At 39.0% G+C, this 25,819-nt stretch carries 19 protein-coding genes and 1 pseudogene; 15 read left to right on the forward strand and 5 right to left on the reverse strand.

The genetic code is table 11. The annotated features are described in order from the left end of the window. Positions 1-109: 109 nt before the first annotated feature. Entirely contained in the window at positions 110-568 is a 459-nt protein-coding gene (locus tag L1967_RS01040; RefSeq protein WP_249599855.1) for a GAF domain-containing protein, read from the reverse strand. A gap of 82 nt (positions 569-650) precedes the next feature. On the opposite strand from L1967_RS01040, the gene xrtF reads away from it, so the two are divergent. From xrtF to L1967_RS01090, 10 genes are all read left to right on the forward strand, one after another. Continuing rightward, positions 651-1,211, forward strand: coding sequence for an exosortase family protein XrtF (xrtF, locus tag L1967_RS01045; protein ID WP_249599856.1), 561 nt, complete (start codon positions 651-653; stop codon positions 1,209-1,211). Beyond that, a complete protein-coding gene (locus tag L1967_RS01050; protein WP_249599857.1) occupies positions 1,195-1,647 on the forward strand; it encodes an exosortase F system-associated membrane protein in 453 nt (150 codons plus the stop codon). The genes xrtF and L1967_RS01050 overlap by 17 nt, the downstream gene beginning before the upstream one ends. Before the next feature lie 332 nt (positions 1,648-1,979). Continuing rightward, a complete protein-coding gene (locus tag L1967_RS01055; protein WP_249599858.1) occupies positions 1,980-2,393 on the forward strand; it encodes an HYC_CC_PP family protein in 414 nt (137 codons plus the stop codon). Between the two features lie 114 nt (positions 2,394-2,507). Continuing rightward, positions 2,508-6,242: an efflux RND transporter permease subunit gene (locus L1967_RS01060; protein ID WP_249599859.1), complete on the forward strand. Its 3,735-nt coding sequence runs from the start codon at positions 2,508-2,510 to the stop codon at positions 6,240-6,242. A 251-nt stretch (positions 6,243-6,493) separates the two neighbouring features. Then, on the forward strand, positions 6,494-7,759 hold the full coding sequence (locus L1967_RS01065) for a TolC family protein (protein WP_338063499.1): 1,266 nt from the start codon (positions 6,494-6,496) through the stop codon (positions 7,757-7,759). A 519-nt stretch (positions 7,760-8,278) separates the two neighbouring features. Further along, positions 8,279-9,982 (forward strand): efflux RND transporter periplasmic adaptor subunit, encoded by a 1,704-nt coding sequence (locus L1967_RS01070; protein ID WP_249599860.1) that lies wholly within the window; start codon positions 8,279-8,281, stop codon positions 9,980-9,982. Between the two features lie 107 nt (positions 9,983-10,089). Then, a complete protein-coding gene (locus L1967_RS01075) occupies positions 10,090-10,656 on the forward strand; it encodes a DUF3347 domain-containing protein (RefSeq protein ID WP_249599861.1) in 567 nt (188 codons plus the stop codon). A 125-nt stretch (positions 10,657-10,781) separates the two neighbouring features. After that, complete coding sequence (locus L1967_RS01080) at positions 10,782-11,396, forward strand: AraC family transcriptional regulator (protein WP_249599862.1); 615 nt, start codon at positions 10,782-10,784, stop codon at positions 11,394-11,396. Between the two features lie 159 nt (positions 11,397-11,555). Beyond that, positions 11,556-14,297 carry a heavy metal translocating P-type ATPase gene (locus L1967_RS01085; protein WP_249599943.1) on the forward strand — a complete coding sequence of 914 codons (2,742 nt, stop codon included), beginning with the start codon at positions 11,556-11,558 and terminating at the stop codon, positions 14,295-14,297. Between the two features lie 37 nt (positions 14,298-14,334). Next, the gene (locus tag L1967_RS01090) at positions 14,335-15,558 is read left to right on the forward strand and encodes a permease (RefSeq protein WP_249599863.1); all 1,224 of its coding nucleotides are present in this window, start codon (positions 14,335-14,337) and stop codon (positions 15,556-15,558) included. 58 nt (positions 15,559-15,616) lie between these two features. On the opposite strand, the gene L1967_RS01095 is transcribed toward L1967_RS01090, so the two are convergent. The 3 genes from L1967_RS01095 to lysS form a co-directional block, all read right to left on the reverse strand. Beyond that, positions 15,617-16,081, reverse strand: coding sequence for a hypothetical protein (locus L1967_RS01095; RefSeq protein WP_249599864.1), 465 nt, complete (start codon positions 16,079-16,081; stop codon positions 15,617-15,619). Positions 16,082-16,244: 163 nt separating this feature from the next. Beyond that, positions 16,245-18,683: a zinc-dependent metalloprotease gene (locus tag L1967_RS01100; protein ID WP_420856390.1), complete on the reverse strand. Its 2,439-nt coding sequence runs from the start codon at positions 18,681-18,683 to the stop codon at positions 16,245-16,247. Between the two features lie 372 nt (positions 18,684-19,055). After that, the gene (gene lysS / locus L1967_RS01105) at positions 19,056-20,747 is read right to left on the reverse strand and encodes a lysine--tRNA ligase (protein WP_249599866.1); all 1,692 of its coding nucleotides are present in this window, start codon (positions 20,745-20,747) and stop codon (positions 19,056-19,058) included. 154 nt (positions 20,748-20,901) lie between these two features. On the opposite strand from lysS, the gene L1967_RS01110 reads away from it, so the two are divergent. After that, positions 20,902-21,060, forward strand: coding sequence for a YqaE/Pmp3 family membrane protein (locus tag L1967_RS01110; protein WP_249599944.1), 159 nt, complete (start codon positions 20,902-20,904; stop codon positions 21,058-21,060). Continuing rightward, positions 21,057-21,776, forward strand: coding sequence for a lipoyl(octanoyl) transferase LipB (gene lipB, locus L1967_RS01115; protein ID WP_249599867.1), 720 nt, complete (start codon positions 21,057-21,059; stop codon positions 21,774-21,776). Before L1967_RS01110 ends, lipB begins: the two co-directional genes overlap by 4 nt. Here the strand turns inward: lipB and L1967_RS01120 are convergent. Beyond that, a pseudogene (locus L1967_RS01120) lies at positions 21,766-22,040 on the reverse strand (ribonuclease HII); the annotation flags it as partial. The gene lipB and the pseudogene L1967_RS01120 overlap by 11 nt on opposite strands. A 325-nt stretch (positions 22,041-22,365) precedes the next feature. On the opposite strand from L1967_RS01120, the gene L1967_RS01125 reads away from it, so the two are divergent. The 3 genes from L1967_RS01125 (at position 22,366) to L1967_RS01135 (ending at position 25,807) form a co-directional block, all read left to right on the forward strand. Continuing rightward, the gene (locus L1967_RS01125; RefSeq protein WP_249599868.1) at positions 22,366-23,631 is read left to right on the forward strand and encodes a site-specific integrase; all 1,266 of its coding nucleotides are present in this window, start codon (positions 22,366-22,368) and stop codon (positions 23,629-23,631) included. Between the two features lie 667 nt (positions 23,632-24,298). After that, the gene (locus L1967_RS01130) at positions 24,299-24,688 is read left to right on the forward strand and encodes a single-stranded DNA-binding protein (RefSeq protein ID WP_249599869.1); all 390 of its coding nucleotides are present in this window, start codon (positions 24,299-24,301) and stop codon (positions 24,686-24,688) included. 45 nt (positions 24,689-24,733) lie between these two features. Then, positions 24,734-25,807, forward strand: coding sequence for a DUF932 domain-containing protein (locus tag L1967_RS01135; RefSeq protein ID WP_249599870.1), 1,074 nt, complete (start codon positions 24,734-24,736; stop codon positions 25,805-25,807). Positions 25,808-25,819: the final 12 nt, after the last annotated feature.

Raw genomic sequence — 25,819 nt, forward strand, 5'->3', positions numbered from 1 at the left:
ATCCAGATAATGATATCGGATTATGAGGTTTACTTTTTATTCATTCATTTATTTTACTGCCTACTGCCTACTGCCTACTGCCTACCGACAACTGCAACTGCTTACTGGACTACTCCAGTATTTCAGCAACTTTTTCATTTACAAATTCAAGGAAACGCTCGTCTTCTTTAGAGAATGGATCTGCAGTGTGAGAATCGATGTCAATCTGACCAATATTTTCGCCATTTACAAATAGCGGTACCACTATTTCAGCTTTTACATGAATGCTACAGGCGATGTAATTATTCTGTGCTTTTACGTCGGGTACCACAAAGTTCGCGTTAGAAACCGCCACCTGTCCGCAAATCCCTTTTCCGAAGGGAATAATGTCATGATCGGTAGGTTCTCCGGCAAAAGATCGAAGTTTCAATTCCTCTTTATCACCATTTTTAAAATAAAATCCAACCCAATCGTAATAGGGAATTGTCTCCATCAATAATTCGCAAACCTGTGTTAATCGATGATCTACAGATAATTCTTTGGTATTTAGAATGTCTTCAACCTGTGGTCTTAATTTATCAAATGGCATAACCTATAATTTTTGGGCAAAAGTATTTAAAATCTAAGTGCTGTTACAGCCTTTTGTCTAAATTTGTTGAAACTTATTACAATTGCTTCAGCTTTTTAAAAAATATAGCGTTGTTATTCGGTTTATCGCCGTATTTCTGGGAAGTTATTTTCTGCTTTCTGTGCTCTATAATGCCTATTTGATTTATTCTGAAAATCAAACTGAATTTTATCCCGATTTTTTTACCAATATCGTGAGTAGGCAAAGTGCAGCCATAATGGAGTTTCTGGGATATTCCATAAAATTAGAACCTCACGAAACCGAGAGTGCCGTAAAAGTTTTTGTAGAAGGTACTTTTTTAGTTCGCGTGGTAGAAGGTTGTAATAGCATTAGTGTGATTATTCTTTTTGTTTCTTTTATCCTGTCTTTTTTTGCAAAAAAACGAGCCACCTTTTTTTATATTTTGGCAGGAATCGTATTCATTTACACGATAAACCTAATTCGCATCGCATTGCTAACTATCGGGATTTATGAATATCCGCAATACAGCGCTGTTATGCACGATATTGTTTTTCCGCTTATCATTTATGGGACGGTAATTATTTTATGGATCTTTTGGGTTAGGGTGTATTCAAATTTAGAAAAGAATGAAAGCCAGGTATAGAATTGTGTTCATTGGGATGCTCGTGAGCGTGTTGGCAGCCATTCGGTTTTATGAAAGCACTCTTTTTTACGATCCGCTCATCAATTTTTTTAAATCTTCAGATTATCTACGTGATCAGATTCCAGATTTTAAAGCCGGATTATTAATCCTTAATACCATTTTTAGATATACCTTAAATAGTCTAACTTCTATAGGGATCATCGCGATAGCATTTGTAGATCGAAATATTGTAAAGTTTTCAGCAGTATTATTTTTGTTGCTTTTAGGTATTGCCGGGAGTGTGTTTACCTATTTAATTTTTACTATAGAAAATGAACATTTTCTCGCCCTGTTTTATGTTCGGCGGTTTTTGATTCATCCGATATTTATTTTGGTGCTTTTGCCTGCATTTTATTATTACCGAATGAACAACCGAAGAAAAAAGAACTTAAATTGAAAGAATTTCCCTGAATTTTGAAATTCTATGATCCTGTTCTTCTTTATTTTTGCTCTATAAGTGGCTATTTCGCTTATTCTAAGCTAGTTTACTTATTGTTTTTTTAAGTTTGAAATAAATTAATAATTACGATCGTTACCCTGAACCTGCCCGTCCGGCAGGCGGGCTTGATTCAGGGTCTCATCACAATAGTTTGTTTTTCATAATATATGAGATTCCGGATCAATTCCGATAGCTATCGGAACGGAATGACGAAAAAACGAACTATGACAAAATACGGATAATCAATCATATTGTTGTTAATTATAGATTATCGACTATTTTTGTAATAAATGAAAAAGGTTTTTGGTAAAATATTCGCTTCCATTTTAGCCGTTTTAGTGCTTTTTTCTACCTTATCCTTTACGGTAGATCAGCATTTCTGCGGAAGTTTTCTTGTGGATAGTGCCGTTTTTACAAAAGCAAAGACCTGCGGAATGGAAATGAGCTCAGCAACTTCCGCTGAAGCTTCTATTACAAAAGAACCTTGCTGTACCAATAAGAAATTAGAAGTAAAAGGTCAGGATGAACTGAAACAGAACTTCAATAATCTTGATTTTCAGCAGCAAATATTTATCACTGGTTTTATCTATTCTTACCTACAGGTTTTCGAGGTTTCAGAGCCAGATTTTATTCCTTTTAAAGATTATTCCCCACCAAAGCTGGTCTGCGATATTCAGTTGCAGGATCAGGTGTTCCTTATTTGATCTAAACACATTTTCAATTTCGAAACATGCTTATGTTTCGAAGGTTTTGCGATGCCTTTTTAGGCGAAGCTTAAAACTTAAATGATGTGTTTTTAAGGTCAAATATTTCTTTTTATGCTGAACAAAAGCATTAAATTTTTAATAGAAAATAAACTGGTTGCCGTTATCTTACTTGTTGTTTTGGTAGGATGGGGATTGGTAAATGCGCCATTTAACTGGGGAAATGGCCCGATAAATATCGGCCTGCCACGCGATCCGGTTGCGGTAGATGCTATTCCCGATATTGGTGAAAATCAGCAAATTGTTTTTACAAAGTGGGAAGGTCGTTCGCCACAGGATATTGAGGATCAAATCACCTATCCTTTAACGACGTCTCTGTTGGGAATTCCCGGAGTAAAAACCATTAGAAGTTCTTCAATGTTCGGTTTTTCCAGTATCTATATCATTTTTGAAGAAGATGTAGAGTTCTATTGGAGCCGAAGCCGGATCCTGGAAAAATTAAATTCATTACCAGGCGGATTGTTGCCCGACGGAGTAAGTCCGGCTTTAGGCCCGGATGCTACTGCTTTAGGGCAAATTTACTGGTATACTTTAGAAGGTCGCGATAAAGATGGGAATGTTACCGGTGGTTGGGATCTTCAGGAATTACGAAGCATTCAGGATTTTTATGTGAAATATGCACTTTCTGGTGCTGGCGGTGTGTCTGAAGTTGCTTCGATTGGCGGTTATGTTCAGGAATATCAAATCGATATAAATCCTGAAAAAATGCGTCAATACAAGGTGAGCTTACAAGATGTCGTGAAAGCGGTAAAAGCAAGTAATCGTGAGATTGGCGCGCAGACTTTAGAAATCAATCAGGCCGAATATTTAGTGCGTGGCCTGGGCTATGTAAAATCTATAGAAGATATTGAAAATGCAGTAGTTTCCTCTAAAGATTTTACATCTTTAAAAGTCAGTGATGTGGCCTATGTTTCGCTAGGCCCGGCAGCGCGACGCGGAATTTTAGATAAAGAAGGCGCTGAGGTTGTGGGCGGAGTAGTTGTTGCTCGTAATGGTGCCAATCCAATGGAAGTGATCAATAATGTAAAAGATAAAATCGCTTCTATTAGTGGTGGGTTGCCTTCCAAAGAATTAGCCGACGGTACCACTTCGCAACTTACCATAGTTCCTTTTTATGATCGATCTGAATTGATTCACGAAACCTTAGGCACTTTAAATGAAGCGCTGAGTTTAGAGATTTTGATTACCGTTTTTGTGATCGTGATCATGGTATTTAACCTTCGGGCTTCGATTCTTATTTCAGGATTACTTCCGGTAGCGGTATTAATGGTATTCATCGCGATGAAATTTTTTAATGTTGATGCCAATATCGTGGCGCTTTCAGGAATTGCGATTGCCATTGGGACGATGGTCGATGTTGGGGTGATCCTTTCAGAAAATATTATTCGGCATTTAGAGGAAAACGAAGCAAATCTGCCAACAAACACGGTGGTTTATAATGCAACGGCTGAAGTTTCCGGAGCGATCATTACCGCGGTTTTAACCACGATTATCAGTTTTATTCCGGTATTTACGATGGTGGGGGCTGAAGGAAAATTATTCCGCCCGCTGGCTTTTACCAAAACCATGGCGCTTACCGCTTCGATTATCGTAGCACTATTCTTAATTCCACCTTTTGCAGCCAGTATTTTCAGGAAAAGAACCATCCGGAAAAACTTCAATTTAGCCATTCAGGCACTATTGATTTTAGCCGGAATTGCAATGATTTTTTATGGATTTTGGATAGGCCTAATTTTAATAGGTTTAGGAGCAGCCGGAATTCTAAAATCGAAAAACATCACTTCAGAAAAGCAGCATAACTGGTTGGTTGTAGGTGTTGTCGGCACCGCCATTGTGTTTATGCTGGCTGTTTTTTGGCGACCACTTGGCTTAGATACTTCGATCTTTTGGAATGTGATCATGGTTGCGATTATTTGCTTTGGTTTATTGTTTGTCTTCAATCTTTTTAAAAGCAATTACACCCGCATCTTACATTGGGCATTAGCCAATAAAATAGTATTCCTTGTTTTTCCATTGGCGATCATTATTGCAGGCTTCGCGATTATGCGAAATACGGGCGAAGAATTTATGCCTTCGCTTAATGAAGGTTCTTTTTTGTTGATGCCCACATCGATGCCGCATGCCGGAGTTGCTGAAAACAAACGGATCTTACAACAATTGGATATGGCGGTAGCTCGTATTCCTGAAGTTGAAACGGTGGTAGGAAAAGCAGGTAGAACCGAGTCGGCATTAGATCCCGCACCACTGAACATGTACGAAAATATTATTCAGTATAAACCTGAATACGCATTAAATGCGAATGGAGAGAAGCAGCGTTTTAAGGTTAACGAAGATGGATACTTTGTATTGAAGGACGGGAGTGTATGTGCAAATTCAAACCTAAAAACCGAGCACACCTCAAAGGTTTCCAAAACCTGTGAGGTCTCCCAGCTAATCCCAGATGAAAATGGGGAATATTATCGAAATTGGCGCCCGCATATTAAATCTCCAGATGATATTTGGAATGAAATTTCAGCAGCCACAAAACTACCAGGAATTACCTCAGCACCTAAATTGCAACCTATCGAGACGCGATTGGTGATGTTACAAACCGGGATGCGCGCACCTATGGGAATTAAAGTGCAGGGTCAGGATTTAAAGCAAATTGAAGCTTTTGGGATGAAGCTCGAAGAAATCCTAAAAGAAGCTGAAGGTGTTAAAGAAGAAGCTGTTTTTGCCGATCGTATCGTAGGGAAACCTTATTTGCTGATGGATATTAAACGAGATCGATTAGCGAGATATGGGATTTCAGTGAGTGATGTTCAGGAGGTATTGGAAGTGGCTGTAGGCGGAAAAATGTTAAGCCAGACGGTGGAAGGGCGCGAGCGTTATTCAGTGAGAGTTCGTTATCCAAGAGAACTTCGGGATTCGCCAGAAGATTTGAAAGATATTTATGTTCCGGTAGAGAACGGGCAGCCGGTTCCATTAAATGAACTCGTAGAAATTCGCTATGAAAAAGGGCCGCAGGTGATAAAAAGTGAAGACACGTTTTTAATTGGCTATGTGCTTTTTGATAAAATGGATGGTTTTGCTGAGGTTGATGTGGTTGAAAATGCGCAAAAAACCATTCAGCAGAAAATAGAATCCGGAGAATTAAAAGTTCCGCAGAGCATCAATTACGAATTTACCGGAAATTATGAAAATCAGCTTCGCGCCGCAAAGACATTATCCATTGTAGTTCCACTGGCGCTGCTAATCATTTTTATGATCCTGTATTTTCAGTTTAAATCGGTGACCACATCCTTTATTGTATTTACCGGGATTGCGGTAGCTTTTGGTGGAGGCTTTATCATGATCTGGTTGTATGGACAGGACTGGTTTTTAAATTTCAGCCTTTTTGGTGAAAATCTTAGGGATCTATTCCAAATGCATCCCATTAATTTGAGTGTTGCAGTTTGGGTTGGTTTTATTGCGCTTTTCGGGATTGCGACAGATGATGGTGTGGTAATGGCGACGTATCTAACGCAGACTTTCGGTAAAAATGAACCCGATACTGTAAAAGCCATTCGAGCGTCCGTGGTTGAGGCCGGCGAGAAAAGAATCCGGCCTTGTTTAATGACTACAGCGACGACCATTTTGGCATTACTGCCGGTGTTAACCAGTACAGGACGTGGAAGTGATATTATGATCCCGATGGCGATACCAAGTTTCGGCGGAATGGTATTCGCGTTAATCACGCTTTTTGTTGTACCAGTATTGTTTTGCTGGAAAAAGGAGTTGAAGTTGAAAAATAAAGTAGTGAGTAGTTAGAATTTAGAAAATAGAGCAGAGAAACAAGAGCCAAGAACCAGGAATTATTCTGAATGCAAAATGTTGAATTTTGAATGAAATTTTCTAGTCATTTCGACCCTGCCAGCCGGCAGGCGGGTGAAGCGGAGCGTAATGGAGAAATCTTTAGTTTCAGTTCTTATTGAAAATAGATTTCTCGACTCGTGCCTCGCTCGAAATGACGACAGGTTTTAGATAAGTGATTTTGCTTGGAACATGAAACAAAACTTTAAATGAAAAAGGAAAATAAACTGATGGCTGAAAGCTGGCAGCTAAAAGCTGAAAAAGCATATAAAACTTTCCTGATCTTGGGAATGCTGCTACTTTCTTTGGCACCCCAGGCGCAACAGCTGGAATCTTATGTTTTGGAAGCGCAGGATAATAGCCCGGCGATCGATGCCTTGCGAGCGAAATATGATATTTCCAAAGAGCAGATCAATGCGGTAAACACGTTGCCTAATACCGAATTTGCTGCAGGCTATTTTGTTAGCGAACCTGAAACCAGAACCGGCCCCCAGCAGGCTAAATTTTCGGTGAAGCAGATGTTTCCGTGGTTTGGGACAATTTCTGCGAGGCAGAATTATGCCAGTGCATTAGCCGAAGAAGACAATATTGAAGTCGATATCGCTTTACGCAAGCTAAGATTATCGGTTTCTAAGACCTATTTTCAATTATATGAACTTCAGCAGAAAATTAAAGTGATTCAGGAGAATATTGAGTTATTGAAGGTCTATGAAGAATTGGCGCTAAACGGGGTGGAAGTTGGTAAAGCCAGCGCTGTGGATGTGCTTCAGTTGCAAATGCGTCAAAATAAGCTGAAAGATCAGCAGGTAAATCTTGAAAGTCAATTAAATGCCGGAAAAGTGGCTTTTAATCGATTATTGAATAAAGAAAATAATACTTCAGTTGAACTTGTAGATACGTTGGAATTGCCTTCAGAAGAAATAAATATTTCAGAAATAAAAGTTCATCCAGAATTATCCAAATTCGATGAAAGTCTGGAAAGTGTTGATTTTGCCGAAGCTATTAATCAAAAAGAATCGGCTCCGCAATTTGGTTTAGGGATAGATTATATCAATGTTGGGAGGCGGGCCGATATGGCAATTCCTGATAATGGGAAAGATATTGTGATGCCTATGGTATCGTTTTCTATTCCGATTTTCAATAATAAATATTCATCGGTTACCGCGCAGAATGAGTTGCGAAAAAAGCAAATTTCAGCAAATAGAAATCAGCGTTTAAATGAATTGGAAAGCAGTTTGTCGAATGCTATAGAAATGCGGAATTCAGCTCGTAATTCTGTAGAGATTCAACTTCGAAATATTGCATTAACCAGAGATGCGGAGGATATTTTAATGCGGAGTTACGAAAGTGAAAGTTTAGATTTTAGGGATGTGCTGGATATTCAGGAAATGCAGTTGGATTATCAGCTGAGATTGGCCGAAGCGGTAAGTAATTATTTTCAGCAAACAGCGGTGATTCAGTATTTAGTGGAATAGTAATGAGTAGTTAGAATTGAGTATTGAGAAGAGCAAATTTGACAATGTGGTAATTTGAAAATGTGATGATTGAGAAGAGAGAAAAAAATAGAATAGAGATTATAGATTTTGAATGAATAAAGGCCTACCGAAAATTGCTTGTAAAATTGGAAGTGAGAGAAGCGTAGAATTTTAGGCTGTTTGAGCGTAGCGAGTTCCTAAAATTTAGGTTCTGAACAAACAATTTAGAGCAAAGTTCGTAAGCCTAGACTTTTTTGTTTCTTTTTTCGGCAATGGAAAAAAGAAAAAGAATACGATTGGAATTGGAGAATAGATAATTTTCAAATGTAGCTTTTGTCATGCTGAACTCGTCCGCGATAGCTATCGGGACAGCATCTCATAACGCTGATGCTGAGATCCCGGATCAAGTCCGGGATGACTGATTAAGTTAGAATAGATAAAAACTGAAAGAAACAGCATTTTGGATAAAATTTTAAATATTGAAAAAATAAGCTGATAGCTAAAGGCTAAAAGACGATTATGAAAAAAACAATTATATATACAGGTTTGGCTTTGATCATTGGCCTTTTTATTGGCTATTTGGTTTTTAGCGGAAGTGATAATACAACCGAAGAGACGCACGCTGAGCATAGTGCAGCAGAAGATACAATGTGGACCTGTTCGATGCATCCGCAGATCATGCAACCCGAACCTGGAGATTGCCCGATTTGCGGCATGGAATTAATCCCGGCAGATCAAAGTGATGCTACTATTGCAGGTTTTACGATGACCGAAAATGCAATGAAACTGGCGAATATCCAAACAACAATCGTCGGAACTTCTAATGCAGACAAATCGGTTACTCTATCTGGAACCTTAGAAACTAATGAAGAACTAAATGCAGTGCAATCCTCGTATTTTGCTGGGAGAATCGAACAGCTTTTTATCAATACGACAGGGGAACAGGTTAAGATTGGTCAAATTCTGGCAACAATTTATTCACCCGAACTGGTGGCTGCGCAGCAGGAATTATTAACGGCTTTGAAACTAAAGGAATCTCAGCCTAAATTATACCAGGCGGTACGAAACAAGCTTAAGAATTGGAAGTTGAGTGATTCGCAAATCAATTCGATCGAAGAAAGCGGAAAAGTAAAAGAGAATTTTCCTGTTTTTGCCTCAAATTCGGGTACGGTGACTGAAAAAATGGTAAACGAGGGGGATTACGTAAATCGTGGGCAGCCCTTGTATAAAGTCGCAAATCTTACGAAAGTATGGGCGGTTTTCGATGCTTATGAGCAGCAATTGTCTAATTTAAAAGAAGGTCAAAAACTTCAAATCTCGGTAAATGCTTTTGTAGACGAAAGTTTTAGTGGAACCATAGATTTTATAGATCCTATTTTAGATAACTCGGCTAGAACTACAGAAGTTCGCGTGGTTTTAGATAATCGCGACAGAAACTTAAAACCGGGAATGTTCGTAGAAGCTAAGGTTGAGTTGGGAGCTAAAGAAGATTCGCAAATAAGTATCCCAAAGTCGGCAGTAATGTGGACGGGAGAGCGATCTGTGGTGTATTTAAAAACCGATCCCAATACGCCACAATTTGAAATGAAAGAGGTGAAATTAGGTAGCGAAACTGGCGATACTTACCAAATTCTTGAAGGTTTGGAAAAAGGTGATGAAGTGGTTACCAACGGAACCTTTACCGTAGATGCCGCGGCCCAACTTCAGGGAAAAAAATCGATGATGAACCAGAATCCGACTGATAGCAATAATAAAGCTATGGTGATGGAAATGAGTTTGCCAAAAAGTTTTCAGTCGGTACTAAAACCGGTGATTCAGGATTATTTACAATTGAAAGATGATCTGGTGGCTAGCGATGCCGCTTCAGCAATGCAGGCCGCGAAAAAAGCTTCAGCAAAAATCAACAATATCGATACATCGGAATTGAATAAGATGTTGACATCTCACTTTAAAGTTCTTCAGGATAAATTTAAAGCGATAAGTGATACAGCAGCTATTGCCGCGCAACGAGAAAATTTTATTGCCCTTTCTCAAAATATGATTGCGCTGGTATCGAATTTCGATGAAATAGAGGAAATTTATATTCAACGTTGCCCAATGGCGAACAACAACAAAGGCGCGACCTGGCTAAGTAAAAATAAAGAAATTAAGAATCCATATTTTGGAGACCAAATGTTAGGCTGTGGTGAAATTTTGGAAACATTACCAAATAAATATAAATAGTATAACGTCACCCTGAACTTGTTTCAGGGTCTCATAATAATGAGATTCCGGATCAAGTCTTGAATGACCTAAAATAATGTTCAATAATTAATTAAAAACAAGCAATTATGAAGCGTATACACAGAAATCTATTTTTTATCGCCCTTTCAGCAGGGATCGTAAGTTTTACCAGCTGTAAGGAGAACAAAGAAACTTCTACTGAAACATCTGCTGAAACTTCGCACGAAGAAATGAATATGTCTCACGATGAAGAGATGGACGAAGAGTCTGCTATGGAAATGAGTGAGGCCGAATTTAATGACGAGAAAGTTGCAGCGAATTACGAAGCTTATTTAGATTTGAAGGATGCTTTAGTAGCTACTGACGCTGAAGCAGCGAAGGAAGCGGCTAAAAAACTATCTGAAAACGCAGAAGCTGAGATTATGGAAGCAGCGAGTAAAATTGCAGAAGCATCAGATATCGAAGCGCAACGTAAAGCCTTTTCAGATTTAACACATAGTATGGAGCCCGTGTTGGAAAATGCGATTGCCTCTGGAGCGATTTACAAACAATTTTGCCCAATGGCTTTTGAAGGTAAGGGCGATTACTGGTTTGCAAGTTCCAAAGACATTAATAATCCTTATTTTGGGGATAAAATGTTGCATTGCGGCAGAGTAGAAAAAACTATTCAGTAAAAAATATTAATGAGGCTGTCTAAAAACTCAATTTTAGTCAACCTGTTCCGATGGCTATCGGAATTGTTTCAGGTTCTCATAATGATTTTTAAATCAATGAGATGAGATTCTGAAACAAGTTCAGAATGACGTTTTTGGATGCTTTTAGACAGCCTCATCTTTTAAAAATTAGAGTTTTGGCAGAGAATATTATTCATATAAAAAATGTGGTTTGTGGCCGTTGTATCGCAACGGTAGAAGATATTCTGTCTAAACTTGAGATTCCATATAAAAATGTGAGTCTGGGAGAAGCCACTTTACTAAAAGATCTTTCTGCAGAAGAACATCAAGCCTTTACGTCGGAACTTGAAAAGGTAGGTTTTGAGCTTATAGAAACTAAAAATAAACGCGTCGTAAATCATATAAAATCGGTTTTAATTGAAGAGGTTTCGAATAGAACGGATCAGAAAAAGCTTTCTGAAATTTTAAGTACCAAGCTGCATTACGACTATAGCTATATCACCAATCTGTTTACTGCAGAAGAAGGACAAAGTATTCAATCCTATTTCAATAAGCTTAAAATTGAAAAAGCTAAAGAGTTGTTAGAGTACGATGAACTGAGTATAGCTGAAATTGCTTACGAGCTTGGTTTTTCAACAGCGGCCTATTTATCCACTTCCTTTAAAAAGCAAACTGGCATCACTCCATCTGAATATAAAAAAATGCAGATAAAAGGTCGAAAAGGCCTTGATGCTGTTTAAAGTCTATTGGTGACCGGTTTAAATGCTGCTTCAATGCTCTAAAATCGAAATTTCTTACCAAAATATTAAAAGTGATTGGTGATTATGAAGCCTACCTTTGTAGAGATTTAATTTTTATGCTGAAAAGATCAAATTTCAGCATGTATTGTATTTTTTATGATGAAGCATACATATAAAATTACCGGAATGAGTTGCCAGGGGTGTAAATCTCATGTGACGAAAGCACTTGAAAATATTCTTGAAGTAGAACAAGTTGAGGTAGATCTTGAAAAAGGAACCGCTGAAATTTCTATGAATAAACATATTGAAATTTCAGCATTTCAGCAGGCCTTAAAAAATGCCGGTGGAAATTATCAAATTTCGATGCCTTCGGAAACAAATTCTTCTGAAGATAGTATGATGACGCACAATTATCATGTAAGCGGAATGTCTTGCAATGGTTGTCGCGCTCATGTAGAAAAAACCTTAAATGAAGTTGATGGTGTAGCAAATGCTGAAGTGAATCTTGAAAAGGCCGAAGCAAGAATCAGTATGCATCATCATATTGAAATTGAAAAGTTTCAGCAGGTCTTAAAGAATGATGGTGGTGGATATGAAATTCATCCGGCAGGTCATAAGCATCAGCATTCAGAAAAAAGTAATAAGAAAAAAAAGCCTAAAGCCAAAGGAAATGGCAAGTGGTATTGCCCAATGCATTGCGAAGGGGATAAGATGTATGACGAGCCGGGAGATTGCCCGGTATGCGGAATGGATTTGGTGCAGGCCCCTTCCCTTGGAGGGGGCAGTGGGGGAGGATATACCTGCCCAATGCATCCAGAAATCGAAGAAGATGAGCCTGGGGATTGCCCAATTTGTGGGATGGATCTGGTTCCAAAGGATCCCGAGCCAGATGCGCAAAATTCTACCTACCTGAAATTGCGCAAAAAGTTCTGGCTTTCTGTGGCTTTTACTTTACCGGTTTTCTTAATAGCTATGTCTGATATGCTGAATAACAATCCGCTTTATCAGATGATGGACTTGCAATATTGGAACTGGGTACAATTTGGATTATCGATCCCGGTAGTTTTTTATACGGCCTGGATGTTCTTTGAGCGTGCCTGGAAATCTGTGGTAAACTGGAATTTAAATATGTTTACGCTAATTGGTATTGGGGCAGGCGTGGCATGGATTTTCAGTATTTTAGGACTGCTTTTTCCAGATCTGTTTCCAGATCAATTTAAAACCGAAGCAGGAACGGTGCATGTTTATTTTGAAGCTGCAACGGTAATTTTAACCTTAGTGCTGCTTGGGCAAATGTTAGAAGCGAGGGCGCACGATCGTACCAATTCGGCCATCAAAGAATTACTGAAGCTGGCACCTAATAAAGCCTCTCGAATTAAAGATGGAAAAGAAGAAGTCGTTGGTATCGATGAGATCGAGGAAGGCGATATTTTAAAGGTAAAACCAGGAGAAAAAATCCCGGTAGATGGCATAATCAAAGAAGGGAAATCCTCTATTGATGAAAGTATGATTACAGGAGAGCCTGTTCCCGTAGAGAAATCGGCTGAAGATAAAGTAACTTCAGGAACCATAAATGGGAACTCTTCCTTTACCATGATCGCCGAGCAGGTGGGCGATGAAACTTTGCTTTCGCAAATTATCCAGATGGTAAACGATGCCAGTAGATCGCAAGCGCCAATTCAGCGTCTGGCCGATAGAATTTCAGGATATTTTGTGCCGATTGTTGTACTTATTTCAGTGATTACTTTTGTGATCTGGGCCATTTTTGGTCCGTCGCCATCCTATGTTTATGCTTTTGTAAATGCTATTGCGGTACTGATTATTGCCTGTCCCTGTGCACTTGGTTTAGCCACGCCAATGTCGGTGATGGTTGGCGTAGGGAAAGGCGCTCAAAATGGTGTGTTGATTAAAAATGCGCAGGCTTTAGAGCAGATGAATGAGATCGATACCTTGATCATCGATAAGACCGGAACCATTACTGAAGGAAAACCTACTGTAGAAAAAATAGTGAGTGTTGGCGATTTTACTGAAGCTGAAATTGCAGGATTTATCGCAGCTTTAAATACACATAGTGAACATCCACTGGCTACCGCGACAATAAAGTACGCGAAGGAGCACGAAATAGAGATTAAAGAAGCTTCAGGTTTTGACTCGGTTACCGGAAAAGGTGTGATAGGTGAACTTCAGCAGAAAAAATTAGCGCTGGGAAATAAAGCGCTTTTGGATGAAAAAGGAATCAATTCTTCAGAAAAAATCGATGGCGAAATTGAGCAATTTCAGCAACAGGGAAAAACTGTTTCTTATTTAAGTGTAGATGGTAAAGTTGAAGGATTTGTGGTGATCTCAGATCCTGTAAAGAAAACCAGTAAAGAAGCGCTTACAAAATTAAAAGAAGACGGCGTTGAGGTAATCATGCTTACCGGAGATAACGAACGTACGGCAAAAGCGGTTGCCGATGAAATGGGAATTGCTTTTAAAGCCGGAATGCTGCCCCAGGATAAAATGAGCGAGGTTGAAAAGCTACAGCAACAAGGAAGAAAAGTGGCTGCAGCTGGAGACGGAATTAACGATGCGCCGGCACTGGCGAAAGCCGATATTGGGATCGCTATGGGAACCGGAACCGATGTGGCTATTGAAAGTGCTGAAATTACCTTGGTGAAAGGGGATCTAAAAGCAGTCCTAAAAGCACGAAAACTGAGTGACAAAGTGATGGCGAATATCAAACAAAATCTATTTTTTGCTTTGATCTATAACAGTATTGGGGTGCCCATTGCAGCGGGTGTTTTATTTCCATTCTTCGGAATTTTACTATCGCCAATGATCGCTGCTTTGGCCATGAGTTTTAGCTCGGTTTCTGTGATCGCAAATGCGCTGAGGTTACGGGCCGCAAAATTATCCTAAGATTTTTATCGAAACTAATTAACCAAAACGAGGATTTATGAACGATTTTTTAAGCAAATGGGGAGAAGCTGCAAATACCAGTCTGGGATTTTTCTGGATGGCATTGTGGGCTTTTGCTTTGGGATATGTGATTAGTAGCTGCATTCAGGTTTTTGTGACCGAAAAACGAATGCAAAAGACAATGGGCGAAAAGGAATCTAAAGGAGTGTTGTTGGGAACCTTTTTTGGTTTTATAAGTAGCTCCTGTAGTTTCGCTGCATTGGCTTCTACCAAGAGTTTGTTTAAAAAAGGAGCAAGTTTTGTTTCGAGTATCGCATTTTTACTGGCCTCTACCAATTTGGTAATCGAGCTGGGAATTATCATCTCGATATTTTTAGGCTGGCAGTTTGTGGTAGGAGAATATTTAGGCGGAATTTTATTGATTCTGATTAGCTGGTTGCTTATTCGGTTATTTCATCCTAAAGGGCTTATTCAAAAAGCCAGAGAACGCCTTCAGGATGACGAAGATGATGAGACGGACGACCAGAAATCCTGGAAGAAAAGAATAAAAACCGAAAAGAGCTGGGCAAAAGTTTCACAGCAATACGGGATGGAATGGAAAATGGTTTGGAAGGATGTTACGCTTGGTTTTACCATTGCCGGGATTGTAGCAGCTTTCGTCCCAGATTCGTTTTTTCAGACGCTGTTTATCAATAGCGGGCAGGGCAATACCGATTTCTCATTTTTGACGATTTTAGAACATATTATTGTAGGGCCGGTGGTCGCGTTTATCACCTTTATCGGGTCGATGGGAAATATTCCCTTAGCCGCTTTATTATTTGGTAAAGGGGTGAGTTTTGCCGGTGTGATCGCTTTTATTTTTAGTGACCTGGTGGTTTTTCCGGTGCTTCGGATCAACGCCAAATATTATGGTTGGAAAATGGCGTTTTTTATCCTTATGCTCTTATTTATTTCTTTGGTTGGTGCTTCGCTATTGCTGCATTACGGATTTTTAAGTTTCGATTTGATTCCCGATCCATCAAGTGTGCAGGTACAGGATCAAACCTTCTTTAAAATAGATTATACCTTTTTTCTGAATATCGCTTTTCTTTTAATTTCCGGATATTTGATGTATTTAGGTTTCTTTAAAAGGACCGATGTGATGCAGATGAAAGAAATGGCACCTAAAAGTAAACTGATGGAGAAAAGCCTGAAGTATATTGCTTTTGCTTGTTATGCCTGGTTAGCTGGCGGCATGATCGTAAACTATTTTATTTACTAATAAAAAAAGAGAAGCTGTCAGCTTCTCTTTTTGCAAATGAACAATTATAAATTGAAATTTATCTGGGGGTTTTGTGTTTGGATTTCCAATCGGTGTGATGATCTTTAAGAGCCATCATTCGATTTCTTTTTTCTGCTCTTTGCGAATCTTTCCAAAGCGCGTATTGTTCTGGGTTTAGAATCTTCTGAATAGATTGTTGAAAGGCGATTTCTTTATCCAATCTGGTATTCATTCTTTCGAAAGCTTCTTCTTTTAGTTTAGCATCTTCAGCAGCATCCTTCATTTTCTCCCGCATCTTCGTTCTATCCTCAGCACGATCTACGTATAATTTCTGAAATTCTTCCTGTTGTTCTTTCGTAAGATCTAAAGTTAGGGTTAATTGCTTAGACTTTAGTATCGCTTTTTCTTCAGCAGTCATATTCATTCCTGCACGTTCCTTCATTGGTTTTCTGCGATCTTCTCTTTGCTGAGCAAATGAAGATACTCCAATAAGCATCATTAAAATAATACATAATTTTTTCATATTGAAGAATTTTAAAGTGAATTTTATGATATGACTGTTAAAAGTACGAAAGGTTTAATTGAATTGATGAATAATTTCTGAAATCATTGAAAAATAAAAAACCTGCCTTGTGGAGTAGGCAGGTTCTAAAAAACTAATAAATCAAATATAGTCTGTGGTTAGACTAGTCGTTAGGATTAAGGATTTGATCTATTCTTTCTGATGCATCCTGTAAGTGATATCTTGTTAGGGTATCACCAGATCGATACATCGAATTTCTTATTTGTCGTTGTAAGGTTTGCAATTCGCCTCTTACGATTGGGCGAATATCACTTTGCGCTACGTTTACATTGGTTCTGCTAATCCAACGGCGGTAAGCGCTTGGGATAGCTTCCTGATCTTCTGTCATTAAATAAGCCATACGGTCGATGTAAGCTCTTTGAAGATTTCTGCGGTATCTGTCAATTTTTTGACCAGAATTCAATTCGCTCCAGATTCCTTTACGTAACTCCTCCATCATATCCAGAAGCGTATAGGCCTCTTTCCCATTAATCTCTTCGTTCTCTAGTAAACGTTGCATTCTTCCGAAGTCCAGGATATTAGAAAGTGTATTGCTTTGCATGCTTCTAATTCTTTCGATGTTTCCGTCGAATTCAATTTTATTGAAAATATCCTGATCGATTAACCAATTTGGAGTTTCGAACAATTGCTCTTGTAAGAAATCCATTGCTTTTTCCTGCTGTTCTTTAGCGACATGCGTATAAACGGCACCTTCCTGGTCGTAGGTTTTATAATTTTCGTAAACTCCTCCAATATTAGCGGCAACATGCCCCATGTAGCGATTAAGCTGAGCGAGTATCTGACCATACAGATCATCCAGATCTTCGTAGTCTTTACCATCTTCAGCGGTCCATTCAATTAATTTTGGTACAATACGCTTCAGGTTTTTAATTCCGTATTCACTAGCGAGCACGGCATCATCACCAAGATCTTCAGTTTGTGAAGAAGGGTCGATTACACCACCACTTTGCTGACTTCCGAAGCGATATAAAGGATCACCTGCATGCTCTAAAATCCATTCATCTAAAACAGGTTTTTCTTCTTTTCCTTCTTTACCAGGGATGGGTTTGTACCCCCACATAATCGCGTATTTATCGTAAGGTCCTATGTTTGGCATTAATGCTACATCGCCGTCACCGGGTTGCGCTACGTAATTAAAACGAGCATAGTCCATAATTGATGGAGCTGTACCGTATTTTGAAGTAAATTCTGGATCGCGTAAATCTTCTACTGCATAAGCCGGGCTACTACCCATATTGTGAGGAAGGCCCAAAGTGTGACCAACTTCATGAGATGAAACAAAACGAATTAAACGTCCCATGATTTCATCTTTAAATTCTACGCCACGAGCATCTTCATTAATAGCTGCAGTCTGCACAAAATACCAGTTACGTAGTAAAGTCATTACATTGTGGTACCAATTGATATCTGACTCTAAGATTTCTCCTGAACGTGGATCACTTACGTGAGGCCCATTGGCGTTAGGAATAGGAGAGGCTAAATATCGAACTACAGAATATCGAACATCTTCTGGGCTCCAATCTGGATCTTCCTCTGGTGTTGGCGCTTCTTTAGCGATAATCGCGTTTTTAAATCCTGCTTTTTCAAAAGCTACCTGCCAGTCTTCGATCCCTTGCTTAATGTAAGGTACCCATTTTGCTGGTGTGGCACGGTCGATATAATAAACGATTTGTTTAGTAGGTTCTACTAACTCACCGTTTTTAAACTTTTCCATGTCTTCATCTTTCACCTCTAATCTCCAGCGGTCAAGATATTCCACCGTTTTACTTTTTTGAGCGTCTAAACCATAATCGGTCTGGCTGGTAGTAAACCATCCTACACGCTCGTCGAAATAACGACGCTCCATCGGTTCTTTTGGAAGAAGGATCATAGAGTTGCTAAACTCTAAAGAGATTGACCCGGTAGAAGAATTTGATGGCGGATCCCCAGCATTATATGTTTTTATATGTCGAATTTCGATGTTTTCAGGGTAACTTCTAATCGTATCGATAAGCGAACGACTATCATCTAGTCTTGAAACTTTGTATTGTTTACGGTATCTTTCACCAAGTCCTAATGCCTGAACGTCTTTTTTATAAAGATCGGTAACATCGATAACATAAGATTTATTGATAGAATCTTTTCCTACGGTTTCAATTTCGAAAGAACTAAGAATAGGCTCGAAATTAGAATTCATAACAGCTTCATGGATAGGAAGCGAATCGGCAGCATAAATATCGTGAGAAACAACTCTAAGTAACACCTTGTCACCTTTCTTTTGCCAGCGGTGCACCTGAGTGTTTTGTTTTCCGCCGCCAAAACCAATGCCAGAAGCCGTTTTTGCAATTCTGGTTACGGTTAACATCTCTCTGTTAAAAAGACTGTCTGGGATTTCGTAGTAATATTTGTCTTTTACTTTGTGAACGGTAAAAAGACCTTCGTCTGATTTTGCATCTTTGGTGATGACCTTGGCATAAGGTTTTAATCCGTCTTTAGATTCTTCTTTTTGAGCATTTGCAGGTTGGTTTTTCTTGTTTTTCTGAAAAACGGCACAAGACGCCATCAAAAAAGAAAGCCCCACAGCACAAATCCTGATTGGTAGTTTGTTTGTCATAAGGTTTATTTACTCGTTAATCGAAATTAAATACTTCGGCCCCGTCCCAATAGCCATCAGCAGCGGGGCGCCCCGAAATAAAAAATAATTTTCTAATAATTATCTCGTGAGCCTGCCTCGATGTAATTGATTTTTAACTGAATTTGGGTTGAATTTTTTGTAAAAAAACATTCTATAGTACTCCAAAATCGGTTATTTGACTATAAAACCTTTAAAAGGTTTAAAAAGAAGTTAATAAAAATGAATATTTTAAGAATAGGATAATAAAAAAGGTCACATTTTTAGTGTGACCTTTTTAAACTATTACAGTTGAATGATTGGTTATGCGACGCTTATTTTCATTTCGTTGCCTTCTTTAAAAACATCAATCATCTTATGTTTTCTTAGTGATTTTAAAGCTTTATCCCATTTTTTATTGCTTAAACCAGATTTCTCTTTAATAAGGTTCATATCATGGTTTTCGTCATCCTTCAATAATTGGTAAACCGCTTTTTCTTCCTCGGTAAGTTCTACCTGTTTTTTCTCTGGCTTCATCTGCGGAAAGAACAAAACTTCCTGAATAGACTGGTTATTGGTAAGGAACATAATTAAACGATCCATCCCAATCCCTAGTCCAGATGTTGGTGGCATCCCATATTCCAAAGCACGTAAGAAATCCTGATCGATAAACTCGGTTGCTTCATCGTCACCTTTTTCAGCTAATCGTAATTGCTCTTCAAAACGCTCACGTTGGTCGATAGGATCATTAAGCTCTGAATAGGCATTAGCGATCTCCTTTCCACAAACCATAAGCTCAAAACGTTCTGTTAGTTCGGGATTCTCTCTATGTTCCTTACAAAGCGGACTCATTTCTTTTGGGTAATCGGTAATAAAGGTTGGTTGGATATAGTTGCCTTCACATTTTTCACCAAAAATCTCGTCGATAAGTTTTCCTTTACCCATGGTGTCATCAACCTCGATGCCCATACCTTTTGCAGCTTCAAATAATTCAGCTTCAGATTTGCCGGTAATATCAAATCCGGTAAATTCAATAATCGCATCAGTCATGGTTACCCGCTTATATGGCGCTTTAAAATCTACTTTATGCTTTCCGAAGGTAGCTTCTGTAGTGCCATTAACTGCTATAGCGCAATGCTCAAGAAGTTTTTCGGTAAATTCCATCATCCAGTTGTAGTCTTTATAAGCTACATAGATCTCCATCGCGGTAAACTCAGGATTATGGGTTCTATCCATTCCTTCATTTCTAAAGTTTTTAGAGAATTCATACACTCCGTCAAAACCACCTACGATAAGTCTTTTTAAGTAAAGCTCGTTTGCGATTCTTAAATATAAAGGAATATCTAATGCATTGTGATGTGTGATGAATGGGCGTGCAGCTGCACCACCTGGGATAGATTGAAGAATAGGTGTTTCTACTTCAAAATACCCTGCCTCATTAAAGAAATTACGCATCGCACTAAAGAGTTTAGTACGTTTTACGAAAATTTCTTTCACTTTTGGGTTAACGGCAAGATCGGCATAGCGTTGGCGATAGCGATGCTCAGGATCTGTAAATCCGTCATAAGTATTTCCTTCCTTGTCGGTCTTTGGTAATGGTAGCGGTCGAATAGATTTGCTTAATAGGCTAAAATCTTTCACCATAACGGTCATTTCGCCTACCTGGGTTTTAAATAATTCACCTTCTATACCTATAAAATCACCAATATCAAGCAGCTTTTTATAAATATCGTTGTATTTTGATTTATCTTCGCCAGTACAAATCTCATCGCGATTAAAGTAAACCTGAATCTTTCCTTTGGAATCCTGAAGTTCAGCAAAAGATGCTTTTCCCTGAATTCTACGAGACATTAATCTACCCGCGATTACAACTTTTTTACCCTCTTCGAAATTTGCCTTAATATCGGCAGATGTGTGATCTAATGGAAATAAATCGGCCGGATAGGGGTTAATTCCCTTCTCTCTTAATGTAGCCAGTTTTTCTCTTCTTACAATTTCCTGTTCAGATAGCTGCATGGTGTAATTTTAAAATTTAGTGGCTTCCTGTTTTAGGATAGCAGCTGCAAATATAATGACAATCAGAGTACCAACCAATGTTATACTTAAGATTAGCAGCGAATATAGATTAGAAATTCTATCTTTGTTTTTGGTTTTAGATAATATCGAAATTATGAGTATTTGGCGTGTTATTTTGTCGATTATTTTTCCGCCTTTAGCGGTGTTCGACAAAGGTTGTGGCTCCATAATAATTGTGCTTATTCTTACGTTGCTTGGCTGGATTCCCGGAGTAATAGCAGCACTTATAATTTTGAATAACCCTAATAAATGATGTTACAGGTGCAAAATAAGAGGATAGAGGTAAAGGAATTAGGATTTAAAGATTATAAAGAAACCTGGGACGAACAGGAACGGCTTTTTAAAGAGATTCTGGATTTAAAAGTAAAGAACCGGAGAGAAAATACACAAATTGAAACTCCCAATTATCTACTTTCAGTAGAACATCCACATGTGTACACTTTAGGGAAAAGTGGTGATATTTCTAACCTTTTAATCAATGAAAATCAGCTTGAAGAAAAAGGTGCCAAATTCTATAAAATTAATAGAGGCGGAGATATTACATATCATGGCCCAGGGCAGATGGTCATTTACCCTATTTTAGACTTAGATAATTTCTTTACCGATATTCATAAATATTTAAGGCTTTTAGAAGAAGCGGTAATTCTTGTTTTAAAAGATTATGGTCTTGTTGCCGAGCGCAGTAAAGGTGAAACCGGAGTTTGGCTTGATGTAGGAACACCATTTGCCAGGAAAATCTGTGCAATGGGCGTTCGCGCCAGTAGATGGGTAACCATGCACGGTTTGGCTTTAAATGTAAATGCCGATTTAGGCTATTTTGATAATATTGTTCCCTGTGGAATCAAAGAAAAGGCCGTTACTTCTTTAAATGTCGAATTGGGAAAGACTACAGTTAATATGGAAGAGGTGAAGCAACGTTTCTTCTTGCATTTTAAGGAGCTGTTTGAAGCAGATTTTTCTACAATTTAAGTTCAAGTTGTTCAGGAAGAAGTCTAAAACTTTTTCGGTGGTATTTTGTTATTCCATATTTCCTGATGGCTTCACGATGTTCTTTAGTAGGATAGCCTTTGTTTTTTTTCCAGAGTTATACATCGGGAATTCTTCATGGATTTTCTCCATATATTCATCACGATGAGTTTTTGCTAAGATCGAAGCTGCCGCTATACTCAGGTATTTATCATCTACTTTAATTATGCATTCATAATGTATATTTTTAAATGGTTTGAATGTATTACTTCTTTTATATGAATATTCGCTTCTAAATTTTATCAAGTTTGAAATTCTTTAATTTTTTTAAAAAAAAATATTAGAAAAAAGCAAAGGTAAGCAAAACGGCGAAGTCCGTTCATATACAGTGGTTTATAAAATGTAGGGCTAAAATTGGAGGTCACTGTACTTTAAGTTTTGGGCTTAAAATGACAAGGTTAGGTTACTAAATCGTTACTGGTAACCAATCTATCGCATGAAGCATAATTACTTATATTTCAGTCTTTTGCATTCCTTTTCATCTTTCCCTGTAACTCAATGTAAATTAATTTTAAACATAAAAGATTGAGTTATGGAACAGACGAAAAGGTCAACGTTTAAGCTCCTTTTCTACTTAAAGAAAAACGAGCCGAAGAAGAATGGCACAGTTGCCATTATGGGGCGTATCACTATTGATGGAAAAGCCGCATCATTCAGTACAAAGCTGGAAATTACCCCCAGTAATTGGGATTTGAAACATGGAAGGGTTCCCGGGAAAAGCAAACAGGCATTAAGCACTAATACAAAATTGGATAATATCCGGTTACGGATCGACAAGCATTATGAGGAATTGCTCAAATACGATGGTTTTGTCACCCCGCAAAAATTGAAACTTTCTTTTTTGGGTGTGGGTATTATGGAAGATGCCATTCTAAAGGTATTCCAGGCACACAATGACGATTTTGCAAAAATGGTAGCTAAAAGGGAGCGTTCCCAAAGCACCCACAACAAATATAAAATAGTGTACAACCACCTTGCAGAGTTTATCAAGCTACGATATTTAAGGGAAGACATGGCTTTCAAGGAACTTACTTCCGATTTTATCCGTGAATTTGATTTCTACCTGCGTGTGGACAAGGAATGTACCCATAACACGGTTTGGGTTTACACCATGCCCGTTTTACGCATAGTGGAGCTGGCCATTAAAAAGGGCATGATCCGCAATAATCCTTTTGAGGACTACGAAATCACCATGAAGGAGGCTGACAGGGGTTTCCTATTGAAAGGAGATGTTGAGAAAATTATGCTTTGCCAACTTCCGAAGAAAAGGTACGAACTTGTCCGAGACCTCTTTGTTTTCAGTTGTTTTACGGGCTTGTCCTATGCGGACATCAAAAAACTGAAGCGGAACAATATTCAGAATTTCTTTGACGGCCATCAGTGGGTTATCAGCCGGAGAAAGAAAACCGATGTTTCGTCCAACGTCCGTTTATTGGAAATACCCAAGAAAATCATTGAGAAGTATTTCGGTACAACAAGGAACGAATTTGTTTTTCCGGTTCCATCCAATGCAACCTGCAACAACCATATCACCAGGATTATGGCAATTGCAGAGATTACTGCCGAGCAAAAGGTAACCTTCCACACGGCACGCCATACGTTTGCTACAATGGTACTTACGGCTGGTGCCTCACTTGAAAGTGTACAAAAAATGATGGGGCATACGAACATTACCACCACTCAGATCTATGCCAAAATACTCAATGAGAAAGTTGGTATGGACATGGATATTGTTGCCAGAAATTTAAAGGCAATGGAAGTTTCCTTTAGTGCGATGGAAGAAAAAATTGCAGTTTAATCAGATTCATTCCTTTCCAACAATTATAGAGCAGGATTTTTATGATCCTGCTTTTTTATTTCCCATACTTCATATAGCCAAAGCACATTTACCTTCCGATCCGATCCCTCCGCTGTAAAAGAGCTTATGGCTATTTCCCGGACAGAAGATTGAAAAATGTTGCCCCTGCGGCTTTCCCTTGCATAACAATTTTTCAAACCTCTGTAGGTGGGTGTGGCCTTCACAGCCACACAACTAAAAAAGGATTTAAAAAATTCTGTGAATTGGAAGTGTTATTTCAATTCATCCCGGACCATTTCCCAATGCCATCTTCCCGGCTTCCACACCTTTTTTATCCAAAGAGCCAGTATGCTTTATTGTTCCATTTCAAGAGCAAAGGTATTACCGTGTCCTTAACGCATCCCCAAGGTCAGGACAAGTTTGGAAAAAAATCTCCACCCGTTGGGTAGTATTTCCCTCCAAAACCTTGGTGCTGCTACACACGGACCTTTTATGCTCGTGAAACGAAACATAGCATACTCCGGCTCTTTAAACGAATAAAAAAAATGTCAGATATGAAGATTATAAGCATTGGAAATGGTAATGAAACGAAACAGCACCTCCTCTCATTACCGAATAAATCAAACAAAAAAACAAATCAAAATCAATCTCTAAAAATTCAAAAATCATGAACATCACAGGAAGACTGACAAGGGATGCGGAAGTAAAGACCCTTGACGACAACAGACAGGTAGTAAACTTTTCGGTAGCGGTAAACGACAGCTATCAAACCAAACAGGGCGAACGGGTAGAGCAAACCGCCTTTTTCGATTGCTCTTATTGGATAACCCCGAACGTAGCCAAGATACTTACAAAAGGCTCTTTGGTAGAACTCACAGGTAGGGTAAGTGTAAGGGCGTGGACGGATATGGACGGCAAGGCACACGCAGGACTGAATTTCCATACCTCACAAATCAAATTGCACGGAGGTAGCAGGAAAGCAGCAACCGTACAGGCTACTGCACAATCTGAAAGCAACAACACCAAACAGGAAACAGAGGACGACCTCCCATTTTAACAGCAAACATTCAATCTTTTTCAAACATTCTAAAATTTCAAAATCATGGCACATAACATCAATTTCAACGAGAGAACAGGAAAGTACAGTTTCTTTTCAGTACAGCAAAAGGCATGGCATGGTCTGGGTCAAATTGTGGAACAATACCCGACAAGTGAGGAAGCTATCAAATACGCAGGATTGGATTATGAAGTAGTCAAATCCCCGCTGTTTACCAAAGGCTCAGGGATTATCGAAACTGAACAGGGTATAGAGATAGGGAGCAACGAACTGGAAGTACCCTACTATTTTGCCAATATCCGTACCGATAACAATGCCGTATTGGGCGTGGTCGGTAAGGATTACCATATCGTACAGAACCGTGAAGCATTCAATTTCTTTGACAGTATTGTAGGCGGTGGCGAGGGCATCCTATACGAAACCGCAGGGGCATTGGGCAATGGGGAACGTATTTTCATTACGGCTAAACTGCCCGGTTATATCCGTGTGGGCAATGGCGATGATGTAACGGAAAAGTACATTTTCTTGACCACAAGCCACGATGGTAGCGGAAGTATTACCGCAGCGTTTACACCTATCCGTATCGTTTGCCAAAACACCCTTAACGCCTCATTGCGGAATATGACCAACGTAGTGCGTATCAAACACACTTCGGGTGCAAAACAGCGTATCGAGAATGCCCACAAGATTATGGGATTAGCGAATACCTTGACAACTCAATTGGAAGGCATTTTCAACGAGTGGGCAAAAATAAGGGTAACAGACCGAGAGGTCAGAAAGCTCATCCAATTGGCTCTTTGCCCGAACAAGGAAACATTGGAGCATATCAAAAAAGGTGCGGAAGATGAACTGTCCACGGTGTTCAAAAACACCATTGATGATGCCTTTGCTTACGCAATGGTAAGCGATACCCAACAAATGGACACCACCAAAGGCACATTGTTCGGGGCATACAACGCTGTTACGGGCTACTTTCAGAATGTACGCAATTACAGGGATGACGAAGCCAAGTTGCAGAGTATCGTAATGGGTGGTACTGCCCAACTCAAATCTCAAAAGGCATTTGAATACTGTAATGCTTTTGCAAAGGACGGTGCGGAAATCCTAAACCTTAATTAAACAACCACAGGC

The sequence above is a fragment of the Zunongwangia pacifica genome (assembly GCF_023499215.1).
GTDB lineage: Bacteria > Bacteroidota > Bacteroidia > Flavobacteriales > Flavobacteriaceae > Zunongwangia > Zunongwangia pacifica.

Excerpts from the sequence above, each read along its gene's own strand:
- L1967_RS01040 (WP_249599855.1), bottom strand. The coding sequence starts at position 568 with ATGCCATTTGATAAATTAAGACCACAGGTTGAAGACATTCTAAATACC.
- L1967_RS01050 (WP_249599857.1), top strand. The coding sequence starts at position 1,195 with ATGAAAGCCAGGTATAGAATTGTGTTCATTGGGATGCTCGTGAGCGTG.
- L1967_RS01055 (WP_249599858.1), top strand. The coding sequence starts at position 1,980 with ATGAAAAAGGTTTTTGGTAAAATATTCGCTTCCATTTTAGCCGTTTTA.
- L1967_RS01060 (WP_249599859.1), top strand. The coding sequence starts at position 2,508 with ATGCTGAACAAAAGCATTAAATTTTTAATAGAAAATAAACTGGTTGCC.
- L1967_RS01065 (WP_338063499.1), top strand. The coding sequence starts at position 6,494 with ATGAAAAAGGAAAATAAACTGATGGCTGAAAGCTGGCAGCTAAAAGCT.
- L1967_RS01070 (WP_249599860.1), top strand. The coding sequence starts at position 8,279 with ATGAAAAAAACAATTATATATACAGGTTTGGCTTTGATCATTGGCCTT.
- L1967_RS01075 (WP_249599861.1), top strand. The coding sequence starts at position 10,090 with ATGAAGCGTATACACAGAAATCTATTTTTTATCGCCCTTTCAGCAGGG.
- L1967_RS01080 (WP_249599862.1), top strand. The coding sequence starts at position 10,782 with ATGACGTTTTTGGATGCTTTTAGACAGCCTCATCTTTTAAAAATTAGA.
- L1967_RS01085 (WP_249599943.1), top strand. The coding sequence starts at position 11,556 with ATGAAGCATACATATAAAATTACCGGAATGAGTTGCCAGGGGTGTAAA.
- L1967_RS01090 (WP_249599863.1), top strand. The coding sequence starts at position 14,335 with ATGAACGATTTTTTAAGCAAATGGGGAGAAGCTGCAAATACCAGTCTG.
- L1967_RS01095 (WP_249599864.1), bottom strand. The coding sequence starts at position 16,081 with ATGAAAAAATTATGTATTATTTTAATGATGCTTATTGGAGTATCTTCA.
- L1967_RS01100 (WP_420856390.1), bottom strand. The coding sequence starts at position 18,683 with ATGGCGTCTTGTGCCGTTTTTCAGAAAAACAAGAAAAACCAACCTGCA.
- lysS (WP_249599866.1), bottom strand. The coding sequence starts at position 20,747 with ATGCAGCTATCTGAACAGGAAATTGTAAGAAGAGAAAAACTGGCTACA.
- L1967_RS01110 (WP_249599944.1), top strand. The coding sequence starts at position 20,902 with ATGAGTATTTGGCGTGTTATTTTGTCGATTATTTTTCCGCCTTTAGCG.
- lipB (WP_249599867.1), top strand. The coding sequence starts at position 21,057 with ATGATGTTACAGGTGCAAAATAAGAGGATAGAGGTAAAGGAATTAGGA.
- L1967_RS01125 (WP_249599868.1), top strand. The coding sequence starts at position 22,366 with ATGGAACAGACGAAAAGGTCAACGTTTAAGCTCCTTTTCTACTTAAAG.
- L1967_RS01130 (WP_249599869.1), top strand. The coding sequence starts at position 24,299 with ATGAACATCACAGGAAGACTGACAAGGGATGCGGAAGTAAAGACCCTT.
- L1967_RS01135 (WP_249599870.1), top strand. The coding sequence starts at position 24,734 with ATGGCACATAACATCAATTTCAACGAGAGAACAGGAAAGTACAGTTTC.